General features: G+C 60.1%; 15 protein-coding genes. 7 read left to right on the top strand and 8 right to left on the bottom strand.

The features are described from left to right. The coding region (locus tag I9182_RS19115) for a tyrosine-type recombinase/integrase (RefSeq protein ID WP_245222736.1) at positions 1-1,001 on the top strand (1,001 nt) is incomplete at its 5' end. Between the two features lie 28 nt (positions 1,002-1,029). Here I9182_RS19115 and I9182_RS19110 read toward each other — a convergent pair. Continuing rightward, positions 1,030-2,046 (bottom strand): ParB N-terminal domain-containing protein, encoded by a 1,017-nt coding sequence (locus I9182_RS19110; RefSeq protein WP_209599308.1) that lies wholly within the window; start codon positions 2,044-2,046, stop codon positions 1,030-1,032. A 73-nt stretch (positions 2,047-2,119) separates the two neighbouring features. Next, positions 2,120-3,535, bottom strand: coding sequence for an AAA family ATPase (locus I9182_RS19105; protein ID WP_209599307.1), 1,416 nt, complete (start codon positions 3,533-3,535; stop codon positions 2,120-2,122). A 401-nt stretch (positions 3,536-3,936) separates the two neighbouring features. Here I9182_RS19105 and I9182_RS19100 point away from each other — a divergent pair, with 401 nt between their 5' ends. Then, positions 3,937-4,944, top strand: a complete 1,008-nt coding sequence (locus tag I9182_RS19100) for a replication initiator protein A (protein WP_209507478.1) — start codon at positions 3,937-3,939, stop codon at positions 4,942-4,944. A gap of 3 nt (positions 4,945-4,947) precedes the next feature. On the opposite strand, the gene I9182_RS19095 is transcribed toward I9182_RS19100, so the two are convergent. The 4 genes from I9182_RS19095 to I9182_RS19080 all read right to left on the bottom strand — a co-directional run bounded on the left by I9182_RS19095 (position 4,948) and on the right by I9182_RS19080 (position 9,454). Beyond that, positions 4,948-5,151, bottom strand: coding sequence for a hypothetical protein (locus I9182_RS19095; RefSeq protein ID WP_209599306.1), 204 nt, complete (start codon positions 5,149-5,151; stop codon positions 4,948-4,950). Between the two features lie 380 nt (positions 5,152-5,531). Then, positions 5,532-6,902, bottom strand: coding sequence for a nucleotide sugar dehydrogenase (locus I9182_RS19090; protein ID WP_209599305.1), 1,371 nt, complete (start codon positions 6,900-6,902; stop codon positions 5,532-5,534). Positions 6,903-7,123: 221 nt separating this feature from the next. Further along, on the bottom strand, positions 7,124-8,299 hold the full coding sequence (locus I9182_RS19085) for a glycosyltransferase family 1 protein (RefSeq protein ID WP_209599304.1): 1,176 nt from the start codon (positions 8,297-8,299) through the stop codon (positions 7,124-7,126). 66 nt (positions 8,300-8,365) lie between these two features. After that, positions 8,366-9,454 carry an NAD-dependent epimerase/dehydratase family protein gene (locus I9182_RS19080; protein ID WP_348540411.1) on the bottom strand — a complete coding sequence of 363 codons (1,089 nt, stop codon included), beginning with the start codon at positions 9,452-9,454 and terminating at the stop codon, positions 8,366-8,368. A gap of 167 nt (positions 9,455-9,621) precedes the next feature. Here I9182_RS19080 and I9182_RS19075 point away from each other — a divergent pair, with 167 nt between their 5' ends. Genes I9182_RS19075 through I9182_RS19065 form a run of 3 tightly spaced genes read left to right on the top strand, consistent with a single transcriptional unit; the run spans position 9,622 to position 13,315 of the window. Then, the gene (locus I9182_RS19075) at positions 9,622-10,662 is read left to right on the top strand and encodes a Gfo/Idh/MocA family oxidoreductase (RefSeq protein ID WP_209599302.1); all 1,041 of its coding nucleotides are present in this window, start codon (positions 9,622-9,624) and stop codon (positions 10,660-10,662) included. Between the two features lie 25 nt (positions 10,663-10,687). Next, positions 10,688-11,680, top strand: coding sequence for a glycosyltransferase (locus I9182_RS19070; RefSeq protein ID WP_209599301.1), 993 nt, complete (start codon positions 10,688-10,690; stop codon positions 11,678-11,680). Positions 11,681-11,683: 3 nt separating this feature from the next. Further along, positions 11,684-13,315 carry a GMC family oxidoreductase gene (locus tag I9182_RS19065; RefSeq protein ID WP_209599300.1) on the top strand — a complete coding sequence of 544 codons (1,632 nt, stop codon included), beginning with the start codon at positions 11,684-11,686 and terminating at the stop codon, positions 13,313-13,315. A 14-nt stretch (positions 13,316-13,329) separates the two neighbouring features. On the opposite strand, the gene I9182_RS19060 is transcribed toward I9182_RS19065, so the two are convergent. Beyond that, complete coding sequence (locus I9182_RS19060; RefSeq protein ID WP_209507470.1) at positions 13,330-14,433, bottom strand: glycosyltransferase family 4 protein; 1,104 nt, start codon at positions 14,431-14,433, stop codon at positions 13,330-13,332. Between the two features lie 283 nt (positions 14,434-14,716). Here I9182_RS19060 and I9182_RS19055 point away from each other — a divergent pair, with 283 nt between their 5' ends. Next, entirely contained in the window at positions 14,717-16,018 is a 1,302-nt protein-coding gene (locus I9182_RS19055) for a glycosyltransferase family 4 protein (RefSeq protein ID WP_209599299.1), read from the top strand. Positions 16,019-16,058: 40 nt separating this feature from the next. Next, positions 16,059-17,114 carry a formylglycine-generating enzyme family protein gene (locus I9182_RS19050; RefSeq protein WP_245222735.1) on the top strand — a complete coding sequence of 352 codons (1,056 nt, stop codon included), beginning with the start codon at positions 16,059-16,061 and terminating at the stop codon, positions 17,112-17,114. On the opposite strand, the gene I9182_RS19045 is transcribed toward I9182_RS19050, so the two are convergent. Continuing rightward, positions 17,111-18,658, bottom strand: a complete 1,548-nt coding sequence (locus I9182_RS19045) for a GMC oxidoreductase (RefSeq protein WP_209599298.1) — start codon at positions 18,656-18,658, stop codon at positions 17,111-17,113. The two genes, I9182_RS19050 and I9182_RS19045, sit on opposite strands and share 4 nt — an antisense overlap. Between the last annotated feature and the right edge of the window lie 20 nt (positions 18,659-18,678).

Raw genomic sequence — 18,678 nt, 5'->3', positions numbered from 1 at the left:
ATCAGGAGGCGCTCACCGATCTTTATGTGCGCGGCACGCCAGCCAATACGCTGCGGGCTTATGAGCGCGACCTGCTTTATGTCACCGCCTGGAAGTCCGCGCGGTTCGCAGCGACGCTGGACTGGCCCGAAAGCGAAGCCACCGCACTGGCCTTTATCCTCGATCATGCGCGCGACCTGACGGGCGCACCGGTGGACGATCGCGCCCGCCAGACGGTCGAGGCACTGATCGCGCAGGGGCTGCGGAAGTCCCTCGCCTGTCCTGCCCCTTCGACGCTGGACCGGCGCATCGCCTCCTGGCTTGCCTTTCATCGAATGAAGAACCTGACCAGTCCGTTCGGTGCCCCTCAGGTGAAACAGGCCCGCGCCAAGGCGCGCCGCGCCGCCGCCCGGCCCCCTGCCCCAAAATCGCAGCATCCGATCACCCGGGATGTGCTGGAGCAGTTGCTGACCACCTGCCGGGGGTCGCGGCGCGATTGCCGCGACCGGGCGATCCTGATGCTGGGTTGGGCTTCTGGTGGTAGACGGCGCTCGGAGATCACCGGGTTGATGCGGGAAGATGTGTCGTTGAAAGAGTTCGAGACCAAGGGCCTGGTGTGGATCTCACTGCTGGAAACCAAGACCACCCAAAAGGGGGAAACACCGCGGCTGGTGCTCAAGACCCGCGCGGCACAGGCGCTGGTGCATTGGATCGAGGTGGGCCAGATCGGGGATGGGCCGCTCTTCCGCCCCATCTCCAAGGCGGATCGGGTGCTCAAGCGCCGGCTCAGCCCGGATGCGATCTACCAGATTGTTCGGCACCGGTTGAAACTGGCGGGGCTGCCCGAAGGCTTCGCCTCGCCTCACGGGCTGCGCTCGGGGTTTCTGACGCAAGCCGCGCTGGACGGTGCCCCGATCCAGGCCGCCATGCGCCTGTCCCTGCACCGCTCCATGGCACAGGCGCAGAAATACTACGATGACGTCGATATCGCCGAAAACCCGGCCGCAGACCTGTTGGGGTGAAAGAAAGAGCGGTTTCGCGCGCGAAACATCAGGTACTGCGTGCGTGTAGCCAGGTTTTCAGTTCCATAAGAAATTCTTCAGACATCCCTTGGCCGGACAGGGTGACTTGTGAACCGTTTCGACTCTGTTTCAAGTGAATGTCACCGAATGTCTCTTTCGAGGCCGTCTCGGGAGCGGGCGATTTTGCATCCCTTGATGACAGGCTGTTTGCCGCGCGGGTCAGAGCCGATATCTCAGTTTCCGATGTCTCGGGCGCGACCCCTTGCAAGGCTTTGGCGATCAAAGCAGCCGCTTTCGACTCCTCCTTCAAAACCTTCGCAATCGACAATCCCAACCGCTCAGGGATGGCCGAGGCAAACCGTAGATGATCGTCCAGCGCGTGATAGATCGCGATGAAGGACCCGATCTTGGATCGTTTGGCCCGGCTGGCTGAGGCAAACAGCCCGCGCAGGGCGGCGGCTTCGTCCGGGTAAACCCCCTGCTCTGCCGCGCGTGCCACGATCCGGGCGCGCTCATAATAGCTCAGCCCGACGCGGATCTCATTTTCCTCGACCATGGCCACGTAAGCGTCAGATGCACTCTGTGGTTGCCTGAGAAAGGCACGCACGGTTTCAAAGCGGGCCTCGCCCATGTCCTGCGCCAAGGCCCGCAGCGCTGTCATCCGACGCCAGCCAGAGATCAGCCCATAACGCCCTTCCGGCAGCTCCACGACCTCAATCGGGGTTTGCTGACCGCGCGCTTTCAGGCTTTCCTTCAACGCCTCCATATCCGCGTCATCAGCCGCCAGCCGGTCGCGCACCAGATAGGTTTCCTCGATTGAATCCAGCGGCAGGTCCTGCACCAACCGCCCCTCGGCACGGGCCGCACGCAATTCGCCGGACAGCTCCTCCAGTGCCGCCTGAGCCGCCGTGGCTCCGGCCACCTGTGCAACCGGAGGCGCAGCGCGGGGCGTATCCGCAGGGAACATGGGGTTCAACCCGGGGGCAGGGCGGGTGTCTTCCAGATAATCCGGCCGGGCAGGGGTCAACCGTTTGCGTTTTGCCATCACTTTCTCCTTTTCCAGCGCGGATCAGACCCCGTTTCGGGCGCCACTGATGTGTTTCGCGCGCGAAACATGATCACCTTAGCGCCAGTTCCGGCGTCCCCGCCGCTTCGGCCTGCTGGGCCAGTTCCTCACCTCGCCAGACGCCAATCAGCAGCTTCTTGAACGAGGCATAGGTGGCATCAAAGGTTTCCCGCCCGCGCACATAGGTCTCGCGGTTGAAATCGCGGTAATCGGCCTCGTAGATACCGTTGACCTGTTCCCCCGCCTGCCCGATCAGCGCCGTGTAGCCCTGCCAGTGCGGCGACAGGGTCCGGCCCAGATAGGCCTGCATCAGCCCGGCCAGTTCCGCCTGCTGGCTGCCGTCATAGCGGGTGATGATTGTGCGCACTGCGTCCCACTGAAAGGCCATCTCGGGGCGTCCCAAGGCGCGGGCTGCCATGTTCTCACCATCTTCGATGGACTGAAACGTGGAATGCAGCATGTCAAAGAACCGACCGGTGGAATCAAACTCCAGGAACGAGGCCCCCATGGGCACCAGCAGGATATCCGAGGCCGCAAGCCCATTGATCGTCAGATAGCCAAGGGCAGGGGGGGTATCGATGAAGATGATATCGTAATCGTCCAGCACCCCATCTTCGTCCAGCGTATCTGTCAGCGCATCCCACAGCTTCCAGCTGCGGCCCTGCATCCGCCAGACGGGGATCTGGAACTCGGCCCAGTAGAGGTTCAGCTGCGCTCCGATCAGATCGATATTCGGCCAATGCGTGGTCTGGATCAGATCGCTGCTGCGGACCTTCAGCGCTTCGGACAAGGTGTCGTCGATCGGATGCGGTGCCTCACCCCGGTCAAGACGCCCCTGATTGTCGCGGCGCAGATGGGTGGCGTAATGACGGGCGAGTAAGGGGAACACCGTCTGCCATTCATCGCTCACCTTGCCGCCAAAGATCGACGTCATCGAACCCTGGCTGTCCAGGTCGATGACCAGCACCTTGTAACCGTCCAGAGCCGCCGACATGGCCAGATGCGCGCAGGTCGAGGTTTTGCCAACACCGCCCTTGAAATTGGCCACGGACACGATCTTGGCAGGTAGCCCGTTGGGTCGGTAAGGGCGGTACTCCTTGGCTTTGGACCCCTCCGAGGCAAAATGCGCCCGCAGCCGCAGAACCTCATCCAGCGTGAACCACTTGGCACCGCCTTCCGTTTCGGACTGTCCCTGCGGCAGATCCGGGTTGCCCTTCAGGACCCGGCGAAAATGGGCGGGTGCGACTGGGATCAGATATTTGGTGATTTCCCAGGTTGAAAACAGGCGCAGCTTTTTCTGACCGTTTTCTTCCAGCCCCCGGTTCGCCAGGTCGCTACGCCCCCGCGCACAGGCATCCGCGATTTGTGAAAACTCACCCGTACCGGTTGGATTTCCAAGTTCAGCATAAGCCAGATCCGGATCAATGTTGAAATAGGGGGGAAGCCCCTCGGAGGTTGCTGCTCGCATTGAAAACCTGCCTATGTGCTATGTTTTGCTCAATATACCACAAAAGGAAGCATGTGGAAGCATAATGAGCATAAAACCGGATTTTCTAAGCAATAATAAGGGGTAACTATCGATTGAAACACTGGTTTTGAGTGTCCGGCAAAAAAATATCCAGTTAGAATCCTGTTATTTTATTAGTTACGGAGAAATCCTGATGTTTTTAAGTGTAAGAAAAAAAAGAGGTTTTTGTATTCTTGAGCATTCATAGTGAATCTGATCCCACGATCAAGCGACTCTGATCCCACGTTGTAGTGACTCTGATCCCACGTTCCGGCGGCTTTACGCGTCCTGTGGATAACTCTACGGTGGGCGTCAATAAAACCACGAACAAAGATTCGGGCAGGACATATGGGCAGGGCAGTATGAGCGGGTCAGGGGCGTTGTTGCCCGACCGGCACCCAACGGGTGATTTTTTTGTATGCGATATCTTCGATGCGCTGCCCAAGACAGATATGGGCTCGATGGAGCATCCGATGTTTTCGCTCTCGACCCGGCCGGATCGCCGGATCCTCAATTACGAGCATAACGGGGTCGAGATTACGGTGACGCCTTCGGTGCGGGGACTGGCGACGATCCACGACAAGGACATCCTGATCTTTTGCATCAGCCAACTGATGGCAGCGATCAATGCGGGCCGGACGGTCAGCCGGGTGTTGCATCTGAAGGCGCATGATCTGCTGGTGGCCACCAATCGCGAAACCAGCGGCGATGGCTACAAGCGTCTGCGCGAAGCGTTCGAGCGGCTGGCAGGTACCCGGATCACCACCAACATTGTCACCGGCGAGAAGGAAACCACCACCGGGTTCGGCCTGATCGAAAGCTGGGAAATCGTCCGCCACACCCGGGCGGGTCGGATGGTCAGCGTCAGTGTGAAACTGTCGGACTGGCTGTTTCGCGCGGTTCTGGCGAAATCCGTGCTGACCCTCAGCCGCGATTACTTCCGCCTGCGCAAACCGCTCGAGCGGCGCATCTATGAGCTGGCCCGCAAACATTGCGGTCGCCAGCCCGAGTGGCGGATCTCGGTCGAGGTGCTGCTGAAGAAATCGGGCTCGGCCTCGCCCCGGCGGGTGTTCCGCAAAATGATCCGCGACATGATCGCAGCCGATCATCTGCCCGACTACGAGATGATCGAAGAGCCGGGCGACCTGATCCGCTTTTCGCGCCGTGGCCAGGTAGTCGAGGGACCGGACAAACCGATCCTGCCGTCACAGGCGCTGGAGGAAGCCAGGGCAATGGCACCGGGCCGCGATGTCTATGCGTTGGAAGCGGACTGGCTGGCCTATTGGGCCGCGTCCGGTCGCCCGCAAATCAGAAACCCGCAGCGGGCGTTTCTGGGCTATGTGGCCAAGAGGGTCGCCGGGCGGGATTAGCGCTTAGCTGGAATAGGCGGGGTTTTGTTTCTGCACGCGTGTCTTCACGGCTTTGACAGCACCGATGACGATGAGAGCGGCAATGATGAACAGCCAGCCGAAGAGGACATAGCTGCCCAGAGCCATCAGGATGGACGCACCGGAGAACAAAGCAATCCCGGCGGCGCACAAGCCGACAAGAATGGCTATTCCGATAACTCCGATCATGTTCTCCAAGTCCTCCGGCTATGGTCTTGGTCTGGCCAGCCCTCAAGTGGTTGCAGTTCAGCCATTGGGCAGATGCCCATAATGATTTCGCGGTGAAATCATGGCAAAACTTTGAACTACAGAGGGTTAAAATTTGGTTATTTTTACCGGGAGGAGCTTTGCTCCACTACTCGTGCCACACTGCTTTATAGTTTATTGAGACATAGGAATGTCTGAGTGGATAGTTTCTCAAAACTTTTGTGACAGCAATATGGAACGCCCGCATCCCTGAAAATGTGCAAAGGTTCGCCTATGGCACCGCTCTGTCGATCCGCGGTTGATTGGATGGAATGCCAGATGAGCGTGCGTTTCGGCCGCCGAATGGCAGGGGGGCTGAGGGGTCACATCTTGACCAGACGCCCGTCCGTCACCCTGATCCCCGCTTTTTCAAAAACATTGCGCGTATCAAAAACCAGTGCCGCCTCGCGCGCGACCAGACCGTAATCCGGGGCGCTGTGATCGGTGATTACGGCCACCGCCGCATAGCGTTTCAGGTTTTCTGCGGTTAGCGGCTGGGAGGTTCGGCCCGCAAGCTGCGGGTATTCGCCACCTTCGGGCAGGCGGGGGAAATACGGGTCGTGATACTCGACCTCGGCCCCCAGCTTCTCCAGCTCGTCCAGCAACACCAGCGCCGGGCTGCGGCGGGTATCCTCGACATCGCGCTTATAGGCGATGCCCATCAGCAGGATGCGCTGACCGGTCAGGGGCTGCCCGGTCTCGGCGATGGCCGAGCCGTTACGCGCCGCCAGTTCGGCGGCCATCCGTGCCGCCAGCATGGATGGCACGGCGTCGTTGCTGGAGCGGGCCAGATTGATGATTGGTGTATCAGATCCTGCATCCGCGGCGCGCCAGGCCAGATAGGCCGGAGACACCGGGATGCAGGCCCCACCAATTCCGGGACCGGGATAGAAGGGCATGAAGCCAAACGGCTTGGTCGCCGCAGCCTCGATCACTTCCCAGACATCCACGTCCATTGCTTCAAGCGCGGTCTTCAACTCGTTGACCAGCGCGATATTGACGGTGCGAAAGCTGTTTTCGACCAGCTTCACCGCCTCAGCGGTAGCGGCCGAGCTGACCGGGACGGCGCTGGTGACGATGGCGCGGTAGAAATCCTCGACCAGTTGCCGCGACAGCGGATCGTCGGCACCCACCACCTTCGGGATGCTGTGCGTGTCGAACTTGTCATTGCCGGGGTCTTCGCGCTCGGGCGAAAACGCCAGGAAGAAATCACTGCCCGCGCGCAGACCGCCCGCCTCAAGGATCGGCTGAACCAGTGTGGTCGTGGCTCCGGGCCAGACACTGCTTTCCAGCACCACCATCTGACCGGGGCGCAGATGCTGCGCGATGGTTTCGGCGGCGGCGGCGACAAAGCGCATGTCCGGGTCTTGTGCATCGGTCAGCGGGGTCGGCACGCAGATCAGGATGATATCGGCCTCGGCCAGTGCCGCGGCGTCCTGCGTTGCGCGGAACCTGCCGCTGTCTACCGCTTGTGCGATCCGGTCTGACGCCAGATACGATATGACCTGATCGCCCTGATTGATCCGTGCTACCCGGTCAGGGTTGAGATCAACGCCGGTGGTATCGAACCCCTCATCATAGGCAGTCAGCGCCAGCGGCAGCCCGACATAGCCCAGCCCAACCACAGCAACCCGCGCATCGCGCGCCGCGATAAGCTGCTTGAGGGAAAGGTGGTGCGAGGTTTCGTAGTTCATAATCTATCCTGATCGTACAAAGTCAGACTGAAATCAATGTGCGGTTTGGCCGTCGGAAATTCAGGCTCTTTCCACGGATAGGGCGGAACGGTGGCGAATCCAATATATTTGTCGGCCCGGTCCGAGACTGCAGTACCGTGTTTCCCAAAACGCCTCAATCTTTGGCCATTTGTGGTATTGTTGAGGGTATTTTTGATATGTCCAAGTCAGGATAATTTTTGTCATTTAGGGCGTAATGCTTGCCGAAACGACGCCTCGGCCAGTTCCGCGCCCTTGTCCCAGCTGAACTGGGTGGCTTGCGCCAGCGCCTTTTGCGAAAGGTCGGTCCGCAGGCCCGGTTCAGTCAGCAGCCGGACGGCCTGATTTGCCAGTGCCTGACTGGACAGGGGGTCGAAATACAGCCCGCCATCGCCCACCACCTCGGGAAGGCTGCCGCGATCTGAGGACAGAACCGGCGTGCCGCAGGACATCGCCTCGAGCGCGGGCAGGCCGAACCCCTCCCACAGAGAGGGGAAGACCAGCGCATCGGCGGCATTGAGCAGGGCGGCCAGTTCCGGGTCATCAATCTCGCCGGTGAAGACAATGCTTTCAGACCGGGCCGCATCAGCGGCAGCGCTGGCCTTGAGGTCTTCGACATTGTCCCAGAACCGCGCGCCGGTGGTGCGCCCGACAATGGCCAGACGTGCATTTGGCACGCGCGCCAGGATTTCAGGCATCGCCTCGATCAGGCGCAGCACATTCTTGTGCCGGTTGAAGCCGCCCACATAGACCAGCAAGGGCGCGTCGGGCGGGATATCGTATGTCTGACGCGTCTGCGCCAGAAGCTTTGCGTCGTGGATTTGCCGAAAGACCGGCTCAGCCCCTTCGGTGATAATGTCGGTGCGATCTGCAGGGATGCGCAGAATACGTTCCAGATCATTGGCGGACGCCTGCGAGATTGTCATGATCCGCGTTGCCTGTTTCTTGGCCAGCCAGCATTTCACCTGCCACAGGTGGAAGTTCAGTTTCTTGGGGAAGATGAGATCGGGAAACCGTTCAGGAATGGTGTCATGAAAACACACGACCGAGGGCCGTCGGGTCAGTTGCGGAAAATAGGAATAGACCGCCGGATAGAAGAACAGATCGCATTCCATCCGCTGTGCGGATCGGGCCATGGTGATGAGATCGGCCCCGCCGCGCGCCGAGGCCCCGGAGGAGGCCTCTGACATCGACTTGTCCGACCCGGCAATCCGGATATCGACACCTTCGGGTACAGGCCGCGTCGGTTCCTGATCGAACAGCAACGTATAGCGAAAGCCCGATTTCCGGGCTGCCAGGGCAGGGATCAGATTGCGGGTGAAACGTCCAAAGCCACGTTCATTTTCCCAGGAACTGGCGTCTACACCAATATGCAGCATGTTTTTGCCTTGATAGCGGCCCCGAAATCCGGGCCATGCGGTTGCGTTTCAAATAATGGCATGGCGTTAGCCAAACCGGCCCCGCAAATAGTCTGCTGTCGCCGCCAGACCTTTTTCAAGCGAGTAGTCGGGCTGATAACCCAACCGCTCCTGTGCATGTGCGATGCTACACCTGCCCTTGGCAGCAAAAAGTTCCAGCAGGTGCCGGTCGGGATAGGCGGCACCATCGCCGGAGGACACGCGTCTTTTGATGGCACGCACCAGCGCTTCGAACCGTTCCCGCCCCAGCAGCGTACGGCCAAGCGCTCCGATCCGGGCCGCAGCCGAGAGGGTCTCGGGACCCGCATCATGATCGGGTTCGGGGCCCAATCGATCCGAGAGGGTTTGATACGGTTCCAGGCGGAGCTCGCCTTTGCCGATGATCCGCGAATAGCCGGCTAAAAGGTCGGACCAAGCCACCGGTTCAGGCCCGGAGATGATAAAGCGTTCCTGCCCCAGATCCGCCAGAACTGCCGCCCTAAGAATGGCCTGTACCACATCGTCGACGAACACGCCGTTACACAGGCCCAGGGGCTGCGGCAGGACTTGTGTTCCTGTGGCCAGATTTTCCGTCAACTGATCCGTCCACAAGGCGCTGCCGGGCCCATAAATCAAGGTGGGTTGAAGGATGGCGGCCGAGATGGGTCCAGCCATCAGCTGTTTCTCCATCTCGATCTTGGCCTGGCGGTACGGGCTGCCACCAGAGCGTTGCACCGGACTGGTTTCATCCAGATCCGCGTTGGGCCAGACATCATAAACCACGATGGAACTGGTATGGACGATCCTGCCGATGCCAGCATCCTGTGCCGCGCTGAACAGTGCGGCAAAATCTGACAGGTTCTTCTCGGAAGTGGCCCGCACGTCATAGGCCAGATGCATCAGTATGTCGTGGCCGCGCAGGGCGTCTGCAATCGCATCCCGATCACCAAGTGCTGCGGTGACGACAGTGGCGCCCTTTGCCTCTAGGCCCTTCGCGCCATGGCGGCTGCGCAACAGGGCCGTAACCCGCGCCCCGCTTTCCAGAAGGGCCGAAATCAGGCGCCCCCCGAGAAACCCTGTCGCGCCGGTGACAAAGACTGCCTGCCCCCGCAGTTTTTCTGATCCGGTGAAGTTCACTGTTGCCAATCCTTCTTCAATTCAAATCTAGGCATGAAATCGTTGCGCCTCAGAAGCCTAGCGCAGGGTGGTTGCGCATGCTACTCCGCTAACAGATGATCTGCTGTTATAGATGTCCGGGGTGTAACACCCCAAGGTTTTGAGTGAGGAATTTTATGAGGATCGGTGTGATCGGCGCAGCCGGCAAGATCGGGCAGATGCGCGTGCAGACCATTATCGACAACCCTGACACCACGCTTGCCGCCGTTATGGATATGGACATGGATCGCGCCGAAGCCGTGGCCAGTGGTGCGCCAGCCTTTACCGATGCAGACAGGTTTTTTGATGCCGACATGGACGCGGTCATTATTTCGACTCCGGCACATGTGCGCGAACCTTTGTGCCTGACCGCGTTCGAGCGGGGGTTGCACGTGCTGGCGGAAAAGCCACTGGCCACCACGGCCGAGGCCAGCCGCAGGATCGTTTTAGCAGCCCAGGCGGCGGGCAGGGCTCTGGGCGGCGGATTCAACATGCGCTATTACCCAGCCTTCTCTTACGTGAAAGATATCATCGGATCGGGCCAGATCGGAGAGGTCGATCATGTGCGCATCTATGGTGGCCATGAGGGTCTGACGAAATTCGTGCATGACTGGGAATACAAATCCGAGATATCCGGGGGTGGCGCGCTGTGGGATGTGGGGATTCACATGACCGACATGGCCCGCCATATGCTGGGTGAAATCACCAGCGTTTATGGTGTCGCCACCGAAAAGGTCTGGAACGAGCCCGGCTCTGAGGACAACGCGATGGCGATCTTCAAAAACCCCGAGGGCATTCCGGCGATCTATCAGGCGACCTGGACAGACTGGAAAGGTTACAAAAGTCAGGTCGAGGTCTACGGCAGCAAAGGCATGGTGCGCGGGGCCTATGCGCCGATGGAAACATTGCTGATCACCATGGATCGTCCGGGTGGCAAGCCCAGCCGCCAGCATCGCCGCTATCCCGGCATCATGCTGCGGGAAAAACTGAAATCCTGGAAAACTACGGCCTTGCTGTCTTTTGCAGATGAACTGCAGGAGTTCGTTGGCCTTTGTGCGGGTCGGACAGGTTTGCGCATTTCCGATGGTCACGCCGCCCTGCGGGCGATCGAGGTTGCCGATGCGGTGCGCGAAAGCAGTGCAACCGGCCAGCCTGTGACGCTCAAGGCGCTGGGGGACATGGCCGCATGACCACTGACCGGTTTCCAGACGACGCTTGGCATCCCGACCGGGCCTTGTCAGTATCTGCCGTGAAGGGGCAGGGTTTTTCCAGTTGCAGGAGCTTGCGGTGACAGTTCATCCAACGCTTTCCATTGTCGTGACGATTGTCGATGGCGGCTCTTACCTGCGTGACTTCCTGCTGTCGGTTGCCGCATTCGAAGACCCGCCGCCGCTGGACATCATCGTGCCATATGACGCGAGCGTCTCAGACGCCGCTGATTACGCGGCGGAGTTCCCGGATGTGAATTTTTTGGACCTCGGGATCATCACGCCCGCCCGCCCGATTACCTCCGAAGCGGGCCAGCATGAGTTGTTTGACCGCCGCCGTGCCGCTGGGCTGGCCGCTGCCACCGGCGATGTGATCGCGATCCTCGAAGATCGCGGGCATCCGCATCCTGACTGGGCCCGCACCGTCATGCGCCTGCATGCGGAAACCGGAAAGAATGTCATTGGCGGCGCCATCGACTGCAAGGAGCCGGTCTCGCTGCTGAACTGGGCGTTTTATGTGACCGATTTCGGTCGCTACGGCCTGCCGTTCGACAGCGGCCCGGCGGAATGGGTTTCAGACGTGAACGTGACCTACAGCCGGAAAGCGCTCGAGGCGACCCGCCATCTGTGGAAAGAACGCTTTCGCGAACCGGTCGTTCATTGGTTCCTGATCGAACAGGGCGAAGAGTTGTTGCTGTCCAATGAGCTGGTTGTCGACCATGTCCGTCCCCCGACCCGGCTTGGCCAGTTGTTGCCCGAGCGCTTTCACTGGGGGCGTCTGTTTGGCCATATCCGGGCGATGCATATGAGTGGTCCGAAACGGCTGGTCTATATCCTGTCCAGCCCGCTGATCCCACCGGTGCTGTGGGTGCGTCACGGTCTGACACAGGCGGGCAAGGGGCGGCTCTTGCGATACCTAGCGGCGCTGCCCTATATCATCATCCTGACCATCGCCTGGACCTGTGGCGAGGTCTGGGGCTACATCACGCGCAGGCCCTGAACGATGCAGGCACCCGGACCAGAATACGATGTCATCGTCATTGGCTCCGGCGCAGCCGGTGGATGGGTTGCGAAGGAAACAAGCGAGCGCGGTTGCCGGACATTGATGCTGGAGGCCGGGCGGGCGCTGGATCCTCAGGGTGATTTTCCCGACAGCGACCGCACGGGCGGATCCCGTGTCAGCATCCTCAGTCGTGTCATGGCGATCCTGCGGGGGCAGCATGTGCAGGCGCGCTGCATGTCCTTCACACCTCTGACCGAACATCTATTCGTCAATGATCGGCAGAACCCCTACACCACACCGTCCGGCGCCCAATTCAACTGGTTCCGCTCCCGTCAGGTGGGTGGGCGGCTGCATCTTTGGGGGCGTAACGCGCTGCGCCTTTCGGATCAGGAATTCAAGGCGGCCGAGCAGGATGGTTTTGGCGACAGCTGGCCAATTTCCTATGCCGATCTCGATCCCTGGTACGGTCGGGTTGAGCAGTTTCTGGGTGTTGCGGGGGAGGCGGCGCAGATTGAAAATCTGCCTGACGGTATCTACGACGCCCCTCACCCGCTGACCAAAGCGGAACGCCGGATCATGGTCGAGCTTGCACAGAAATGGCCGGATCGGCCAGCCACCACTTGCCGGATCATCCGACATGTGCCCGCGCGAACGCCTTTGCCTCTGATGGCGGCACAGGCAACCGGGAATTTCGAACTGCGCAGCGGGGCGGTGGTTTCAAAGATAGAAACCGATGCACAGACGGGCCTGGCAACTGGCGTCCGGTACATCGACGCGGCCAGCGGTCAGGAACACACCGTGACGGCGCGGGTGATTGCGGTTTGCGCCTCGACCATTGAATCTGTGCGGCTTCTACTGAATTCTCACGGGCCACGACATGAGCGGGGGCTGGGTAATTCATCGGGCAATCTGGGTCGCTACCTGTCGGATCATCTGATGGTTTTCCGGGCGGGCACCCTGCCTGAAATCGAAGGTCTGGGGCCGGATCATGATCCGTATGATTTCGGTGCCCAGTCCGGCATTTATATTCCCGGTTTCCGTAACCGTGGGGGCCATGAGGATTGTGGGTTCCTGCGCAGCTATTCTTTGCTGGGGTCCGTTGGGCGGATCGAGCCCGGCTGGTTTTTCATGGCAATCGGAGAGGTTCTGCCGCGTGCTGAAAACCGGGTGGAGCTTGACCCAACCAAACGCGATATTTGGGGCATCCCCGCGCCAAAGGTCACGCTGCGCCATTCCGATAATGAACGTGCAATGGTGCAGGACATGAAAGACACGCTGAAGGACGTGTCACAGACCTTTGGTCTGCCCGATGACCTGCTGGGGCGTGAAAGCCTGATATCGAAACTGGCCTATAAAATGGCCGGGCCGCTGGTCTATACCCCCGACGGAGCCTTGCAGCCGGGGTCGTCGATCCACGAAACGGGAGGGGCATGTATGGGTGATGACCCAGCTCGACATGTGCTGAACAAAGATCTCGAAGTCTATGACTGCCCCAATGTCCATGTCACGGATTCGGCGTCTTTTCCGACCAATCCTTTCCAGAATCCGGGTCTGACCATCATGGCCTTGTCCGCCCGTGCAGGCGCGCGGATCGCCGAAAAAATAGCAACAGAACGGGAGCGCGGTATTTGACGGAGGAACAGGCGTCAGCCGCGTAACCGTCCCACCAGATCGTAATAGGTTTTTTCAAACTGATGATGCACCCAATCCGGGTCGAACCGATCTTCCCTGCTGCGTTTCAAGGCGTTTTTCGCAAGGGTTTTCCGGTGCCCTTCGTCTGACAGGACATCTGCAACAGCCATGCAGATCGCAGCGACATCACCGATAGGCACCACTGCACCGACGCTGTTGTCGATCAGTTCGACCACGCCGGAACAGGCAGTGGCCACGGCGGGTGTTCCGGCCTGAAAGGCCTCGGCGATGGTGAAAGGCAACGCCTCCCACCGAGAGGTCAGCAGGAATAGATCAGCCGCCCGAAGATGACGGATCGGTTTGTCTGTTCGGCCGATGAATTGTAGGTGCTTGCCAACACCTTTTTCCTGCGCCAGAGCATGCAGTTTTACCTCATCCGGCCCGTCGCCGGCGACGACAAAGCGATAGCCGGGGTGGGTCTGTTTCATCCGGGCGACACAATCGATTAGGATATCGATCCCCTTCTGCGGTTGCAGACGGGCCAGCGTTAGGATCACCCGCTCGCCATCCCCAAGCAGCTTGGCTCGCAATTCGGCGATATCCTCCGCGCTGTCCTCGGGCGGAGGCGAGACGCCCAAGCCGATCACCTTTAACTTTTCCTTTGGCACGTTGCCGATGGTCGCCAGATCCTCAGCCGAGCGATGACTGGGTGTGATTACCAGATCGCATTTAGCGGCAATCTGGCCAAAGGCGGCAATCCGCTCGGGTTCCGATCCGTGATAGGTGACGGCAACCGGAATCCGCCGCCCGGTGCGAGCCAGATTGGCAACCAGCGCAGGGGCGGATTCATGGCAATGGATCAGATCGACCGGATTGTCCGACAGCCAGCGCCGCAACCGCCAGGCCGCGACTGCTGTATGGCGCAGCCGGTTGGCGATGCTGCCGCCTTCGCCCGCGACATAGCGGGTGGGCAGGTCCAGAAATCCGGCGCCCCGATCCGGACCCGCCCAGATATCGGCGGTGCCCGCCAGCGTGATGCGATGGTTCCTTGCTTCCAGCCAGTCGCTCAGCCCGAGGATATGCCGGGTGATGCCGCCCATGCCAAACTGGGAACCCATTTCGACAACATGGAGGGGATTTGAAGAAGGGGCGGTCTGCATTTTTGTGTAGGTCTGAGCCAAATTTCTCAACAATCGGACAATCATAACACGCGCATGGTATTTGCCCATGTCATGAAGGCGGATCACGGCAGCTTGCAATCATCTGAAGCAAGCCCGCAACACCGGGCGCGAACCGGGCAACTGCGTGGCTTGTGTCTTTCGATTGTGACGAGGATCGTGTTTGATACCGGAAAGTTATTGGTAATCTGGTACAATTCGCATGCAGTCGTTACGCATTCTGATGTTCACCACATTTTACCCGCCATATTCCTTCGGCGGCGATGCTATTGGTATTCAGCGCATGGCTCGGGCGCTGGTGGCGCGGGGACATGACGTGACGGTGGTGCATGACGAGGACAGCTATCTGATCCTGGGCGGAAAACCACAGCCCGAAGGGACCCCTGACGGGGTCCGGCGGATCGGGTTGCGCAGTCGCAATGGCATGATGTCGAACCTGCTGACCCAGCAGCTTGGCCGCCCGGTTGTCCACGCTGCCCGCATCCGCGCGATACTGGCCGAGCGGAAGCCGGATATCATCTGGCACAACAATACTTCGCTGATCGGCGGTCCCGGCCTGTTGCCGATGGGCGAGGGGTTGAAGATCTATGAGGCGCATGAGCACTGGCTGGTCTGCCCCACGCATGTGCTGTGGCGGCACGGGCGCGAGTTGTGCGATGACCGCCAGTGCCTGCGTTGCGTGCTGAACTACAAACGCCCGCCGCAGCTGTGGCGCTATACCGGCGCGCTGGACCGGGCATTGGATCACATGGACCTGATCATCGCCAAAAGCGAATTCAGCCGGGCCAAGCATCGCGAGTTCGGCCTACGGCAGGAGATGCAGGTGCTGCCCTATTTCCTGCCCGATCTGGATCAAGACGCCTTGCCGGAACCGGCAGCACACGAACGCCCCTATTTCCTATTTGTCGGACGGCTGGAAAAAATCAAAGGGTTGCAGGATGTGTTCCCGGCCTTTGATCGTTACCCGGATGCCGATCTGCTGATCCTCGGTGATGGCGATTACGCGGATGAGCTGAAGGCACAGGTCGCAGGCAATGACCGGATCAAATTCCTGGGCCGCAAGACACCTGACGAGTTGAACGCTTACTATCGTGGCGCACTTGGATTGATTGTGCCTTCGGTCTGTTACGAGACATTCGGCATCATCCTGATCGAAAGCTTCCGGTTGGGTACACCAGTGATCGCCCGGCGGCTGGGTCCGTTCCCCGAGATCGTCGAGCGGGCCGGGGGCGGGTCGCTGTTTGAAACCGGGGATGATCTGATTGCAGCGATGCGCGATCTGCAACACCAACCCGACCGACGCGCAGGGCAGGGGACCGCTGCGCGCAAGGCGTTTCTGGATATCTGGCACGAAACCCGGGTGCTTGAGGCGTATGGAGCGGCATTGGCCCGTGCGGCACACGGCAAAGGCAACCGCGCGTTGGGCGCGGCGTTGGAGGCCGGGGCGTTTGAGTTTGGAGCGATGAATCAAATGCCCGCCGGGCTTGCGTGCACGCAGGAAGGATTTTCAAATGGCGTACGGTAGAACTTCGGGCAGATCAGAGAGGGGTTCTTTTGCAGGAGGAATGCTCCGATGGGTGCTGCGACTGTTCTGGGCCATCCTGTCCGGTGTGCTGGTGATCTTCGCGCTGTTGGCTGGCTTTCTTCTGCTGCTTGTGATTGCGAACACGGCGCTGCGAGATCTTGAGGTTACAATGCGGGCGACCACAGAACAGGAGCAATTGCCTGAACCCAATCTGTCAGGCTTGCAACAGGCGGCACTTTTCGCAACGGCGCAGTTTCTTCCGTTGCATCAACCGGGATTTCAGATGGTCACGCCTGGCCGGATTTTCCGGGATTGCGTGGACTGCCCGGAAATGGCTGAGGTTCCCAAAGGGTATTTCCTGTTAGGTTCTCCGATTTTCGAAGAGGGGAGATATGCGCACCTGTTTAGTCACACACCTCTTCGGGCACAGTTGAAATTGGCAAATCGGGAAGGTCCGCGGCGTTTGGTACGCATTCCGCGCGCATTGGCATTTTCCCGTTACGAGATCACGTATGGGCAATGGCGCCAGGCGCAGGAAGATCCGGAATGGGCGGCGATAACCGGGCAAGATCCGTATTTGCCCGATTTGGACGCAGGCTATCGCGACGACCAGCCCATGACCCTGATCGATTGGAGCGACGCGAACGCCTATGCGGATTATCTGAGCGCCAAGACCGGGCAAACCTACCGCCTGCCAACAGACGCGGAATGGGAATATGCTGCCCGGGCTGGAACTGTGACGCGGTTCCCATGGGGGAACGACATCGGAAAAAACAACGCTAACTGTATCAACTGCTCGTCTCTTTGGCCGGATCGTAAGCCGGGGCCTGTTGGTCTGCACCCACCCAACGACTTCGGTCTTTATGATATGCATGGCAATGGCTTCGAATGGGTCGAGGATTGTTATGAAGCCTATCATGATCCTGTAACGATCGATGGTTCTGCATTTGTGCGGGAAGCTTGTGAGTTTCGAACCGTTCGAGGGGGTGGTCCGTCGTCACCGGCCTGGCAGAACCGGTCTGGATTTCGGGTTGGTCCACACTATTACAATCGTGGTCATGGCCATGCCATTCGCCTTGTTCGAGAGTTGAACTAGACGAATGGTATAGTGTCAGGGGCCAGCATTCCGATCCGGTGGGCGTTGGCCATGACCGAGAAAGTGATGGTTGTGGCCGGGATGCTTGGCAGGCATGAGGCATCGACCAGATGTACCCGTGACAGCCCTTTCGGTCGCCCCAGAATATCCGACTGCCCCGCACCAGGCGTTTTGGCCATGGGAACCGAGCCGCCCACGTGAAAGCTGGATCCCACATCGCCGGGGCGACGGGCGAAACTCAGCGGCACAAGCCCTGCCAGCTTCAGGACCTGCCCCATGCGTGCCGTGGCGCGCGCCATGATCTGTTCGGTTTCGTCATTACCTTGCACGGTCGGGGTCAGCCGCCCGTCTGCGGCCATCGTCAGATCGATCCGGGCGGAATGGGCAGAATGTAAAAACGCCTGCGCCACGACCAGCCGTTGCGCCAGCAGCCTCCATACCGGGGCCGATCCGGGCAGTTTCGAGCCATAAGTATTGATCAGATCATGGGCATAGAACTCGTTCCAGGTATAGACCTGCGCGTGGATCAGATGCGGTGAGACCGCGGGGTCATCCAGTTCAATGAAAATCTGCGGCAGGGTGTGATAGGGTCTTCGGTCCGGGCGCCGTGGCGCGCGCCAGTGGTGCAGGCTGGGCAGAAAGAAATGCTGACTGTCCTGTAGTTGCAAGCGGGCTGCGGAGTTCGGAGATGACGCCAGCATCAGCCGCGCGGTTTCCAGAACCCCGGCGGCGACAAAGATACGGTCGGCTTGCAGGGTTTCGCCGCCCTCCAGCGTGACCGTGACATGACCTGGGCGTTCCTCGAACTGGCGGACAAGACCGGTGCGATAGTGGAAATCCGGATTGTGACGCAGGACGTCAAGCGTTTGCCCGGACGCATAAATCAGACCCCAGGGACAGCCATGCAGGCACTGGCCGCAATATTGGCAACCGGGTTCAACAGCCAGTCGCGCGGCACCGGCATGGGCCCCCAGTTTCGCAAGCCTCGGTGCTTGGCGATCCAGATGCGTCAGCATCCGTTCGGCTTGCGGGGATGGGGTCAGAGGGGCGCGATCCTGCATGGAAAGGGTGGGGAACAGAGTCTGTAATGCGTCCACCCGACCGCTGATGGGAAGGAATTCCGCAACCGCGCGGTAATGCGGTGACAGATCGTCAATTCCGATCGGCCAGTCGGCGATATCTTCGGCGCGGTTGGGCAAAACGGCCGAGCCCCAGAGATTGGACAGCCCACCTGTGGCGTGTGAGGCGCGCAATCCGATCCGGTCAGGCGATACCAGCGTTTCCACCCCCGGCACCATGGCAAAATCCGATCCGAACCGGCGGACTTGCCCGGGCGGCGTGTCGAACTGAGGAGCTTGCCAGGCTTTTACATCATCGGCGGACCAGCTTTCGGGACCGGCCGCGGCCAGCCTGTCACGGCGGGCCTGCGCCGAGCCTTCCAGTCTGCGCCCTCCATCCAGCATCAAAACCTGTCGTCCCCGCGCCAATAGGGCCTTGGCCACGGACACGCCCGATGGCCCCGATCCGATGACCAGATCGGTCACGAGGTTGGGCCCGTCTGTGC

The organism is Ruegeria sp. HKCCSP351, assembly GCF_017872535.1.
Taxonomy (GTDB): Bacteria; Pseudomonadota; Alphaproteobacteria; order Rhodobacterales; family Rhodobacteraceae; genus Ruegeria.
Note: the sequence above shows the minus strand (reverse complement) of the source record. Positions and strands in the feature narration are given on the sequence as shown.

Bases quoted from the DNA above. Each gene is read 5' to 3' on its own strand.
- I9182_RS19055 (WP_209599299.1), top strand. From the start codon at position 14,717: ATGTTCACCACATTTTACCCGCCATATTCCTTCGGCGGCGATGCTATT.
- I9182_RS19095 (WP_209599306.1), bottom strand. From the start codon at position 5,151: ATGATCGGAGTTATCGGAATAGCCATTCTTGTCGGCTTGTGCGCCGCC.
- I9182_RS19110 (WP_209599308.1), bottom strand. From the start codon at position 2,046: ATGGCAAAACGCAAACGGTTGACCCCTGCCCGGCCGGATTATCTGGAA.
- I9182_RS19065 (WP_209599300.1), top strand. From the start codon at position 11,684: ATGCAGGCACCCGGACCAGAATACGATGTCATCGTCATTGGCTCCGGC.
- I9182_RS19090 (WP_209599305.1), bottom strand. From the start codon at position 6,902: ATGAACTACGAAACCTCGCACCACCTTTCCCTCAAGCAGCTTATCGCG.
- I9182_RS19060 (WP_209507470.1), bottom strand. From the start codon at position 14,433: ATGGGTTCCCAGTTTGGCATGGGCGGCATCACCCGGCATATCCTCGGG.
- I9182_RS19105 (WP_209599307.1), bottom strand. From the start codon at position 3,535: ATGCGAGCAGCAACCTCCGAGGGGCTTCCCCCCTATTTCAACATTGAT.
- I9182_RS19100 (WP_209507478.1), top strand. From the start codon at position 3,937: ATGAGCGGGTCAGGGGCGTTGTTGCCCGACCGGCACCCAACGGGTGAT.
- I9182_RS19050 (WP_245222735.1), top strand. From the start codon at position 16,059: ATGCTCCGATGGGTGCTGCGACTGTTCTGGGCCATCCTGTCCGGTGTG.
- I9182_RS19085 (WP_209599304.1), bottom strand. From the start codon at position 8,299: ATGCTGCATATTGGTGTAGACGCCAGTTCCTGGGAAAATGAACGTGGC.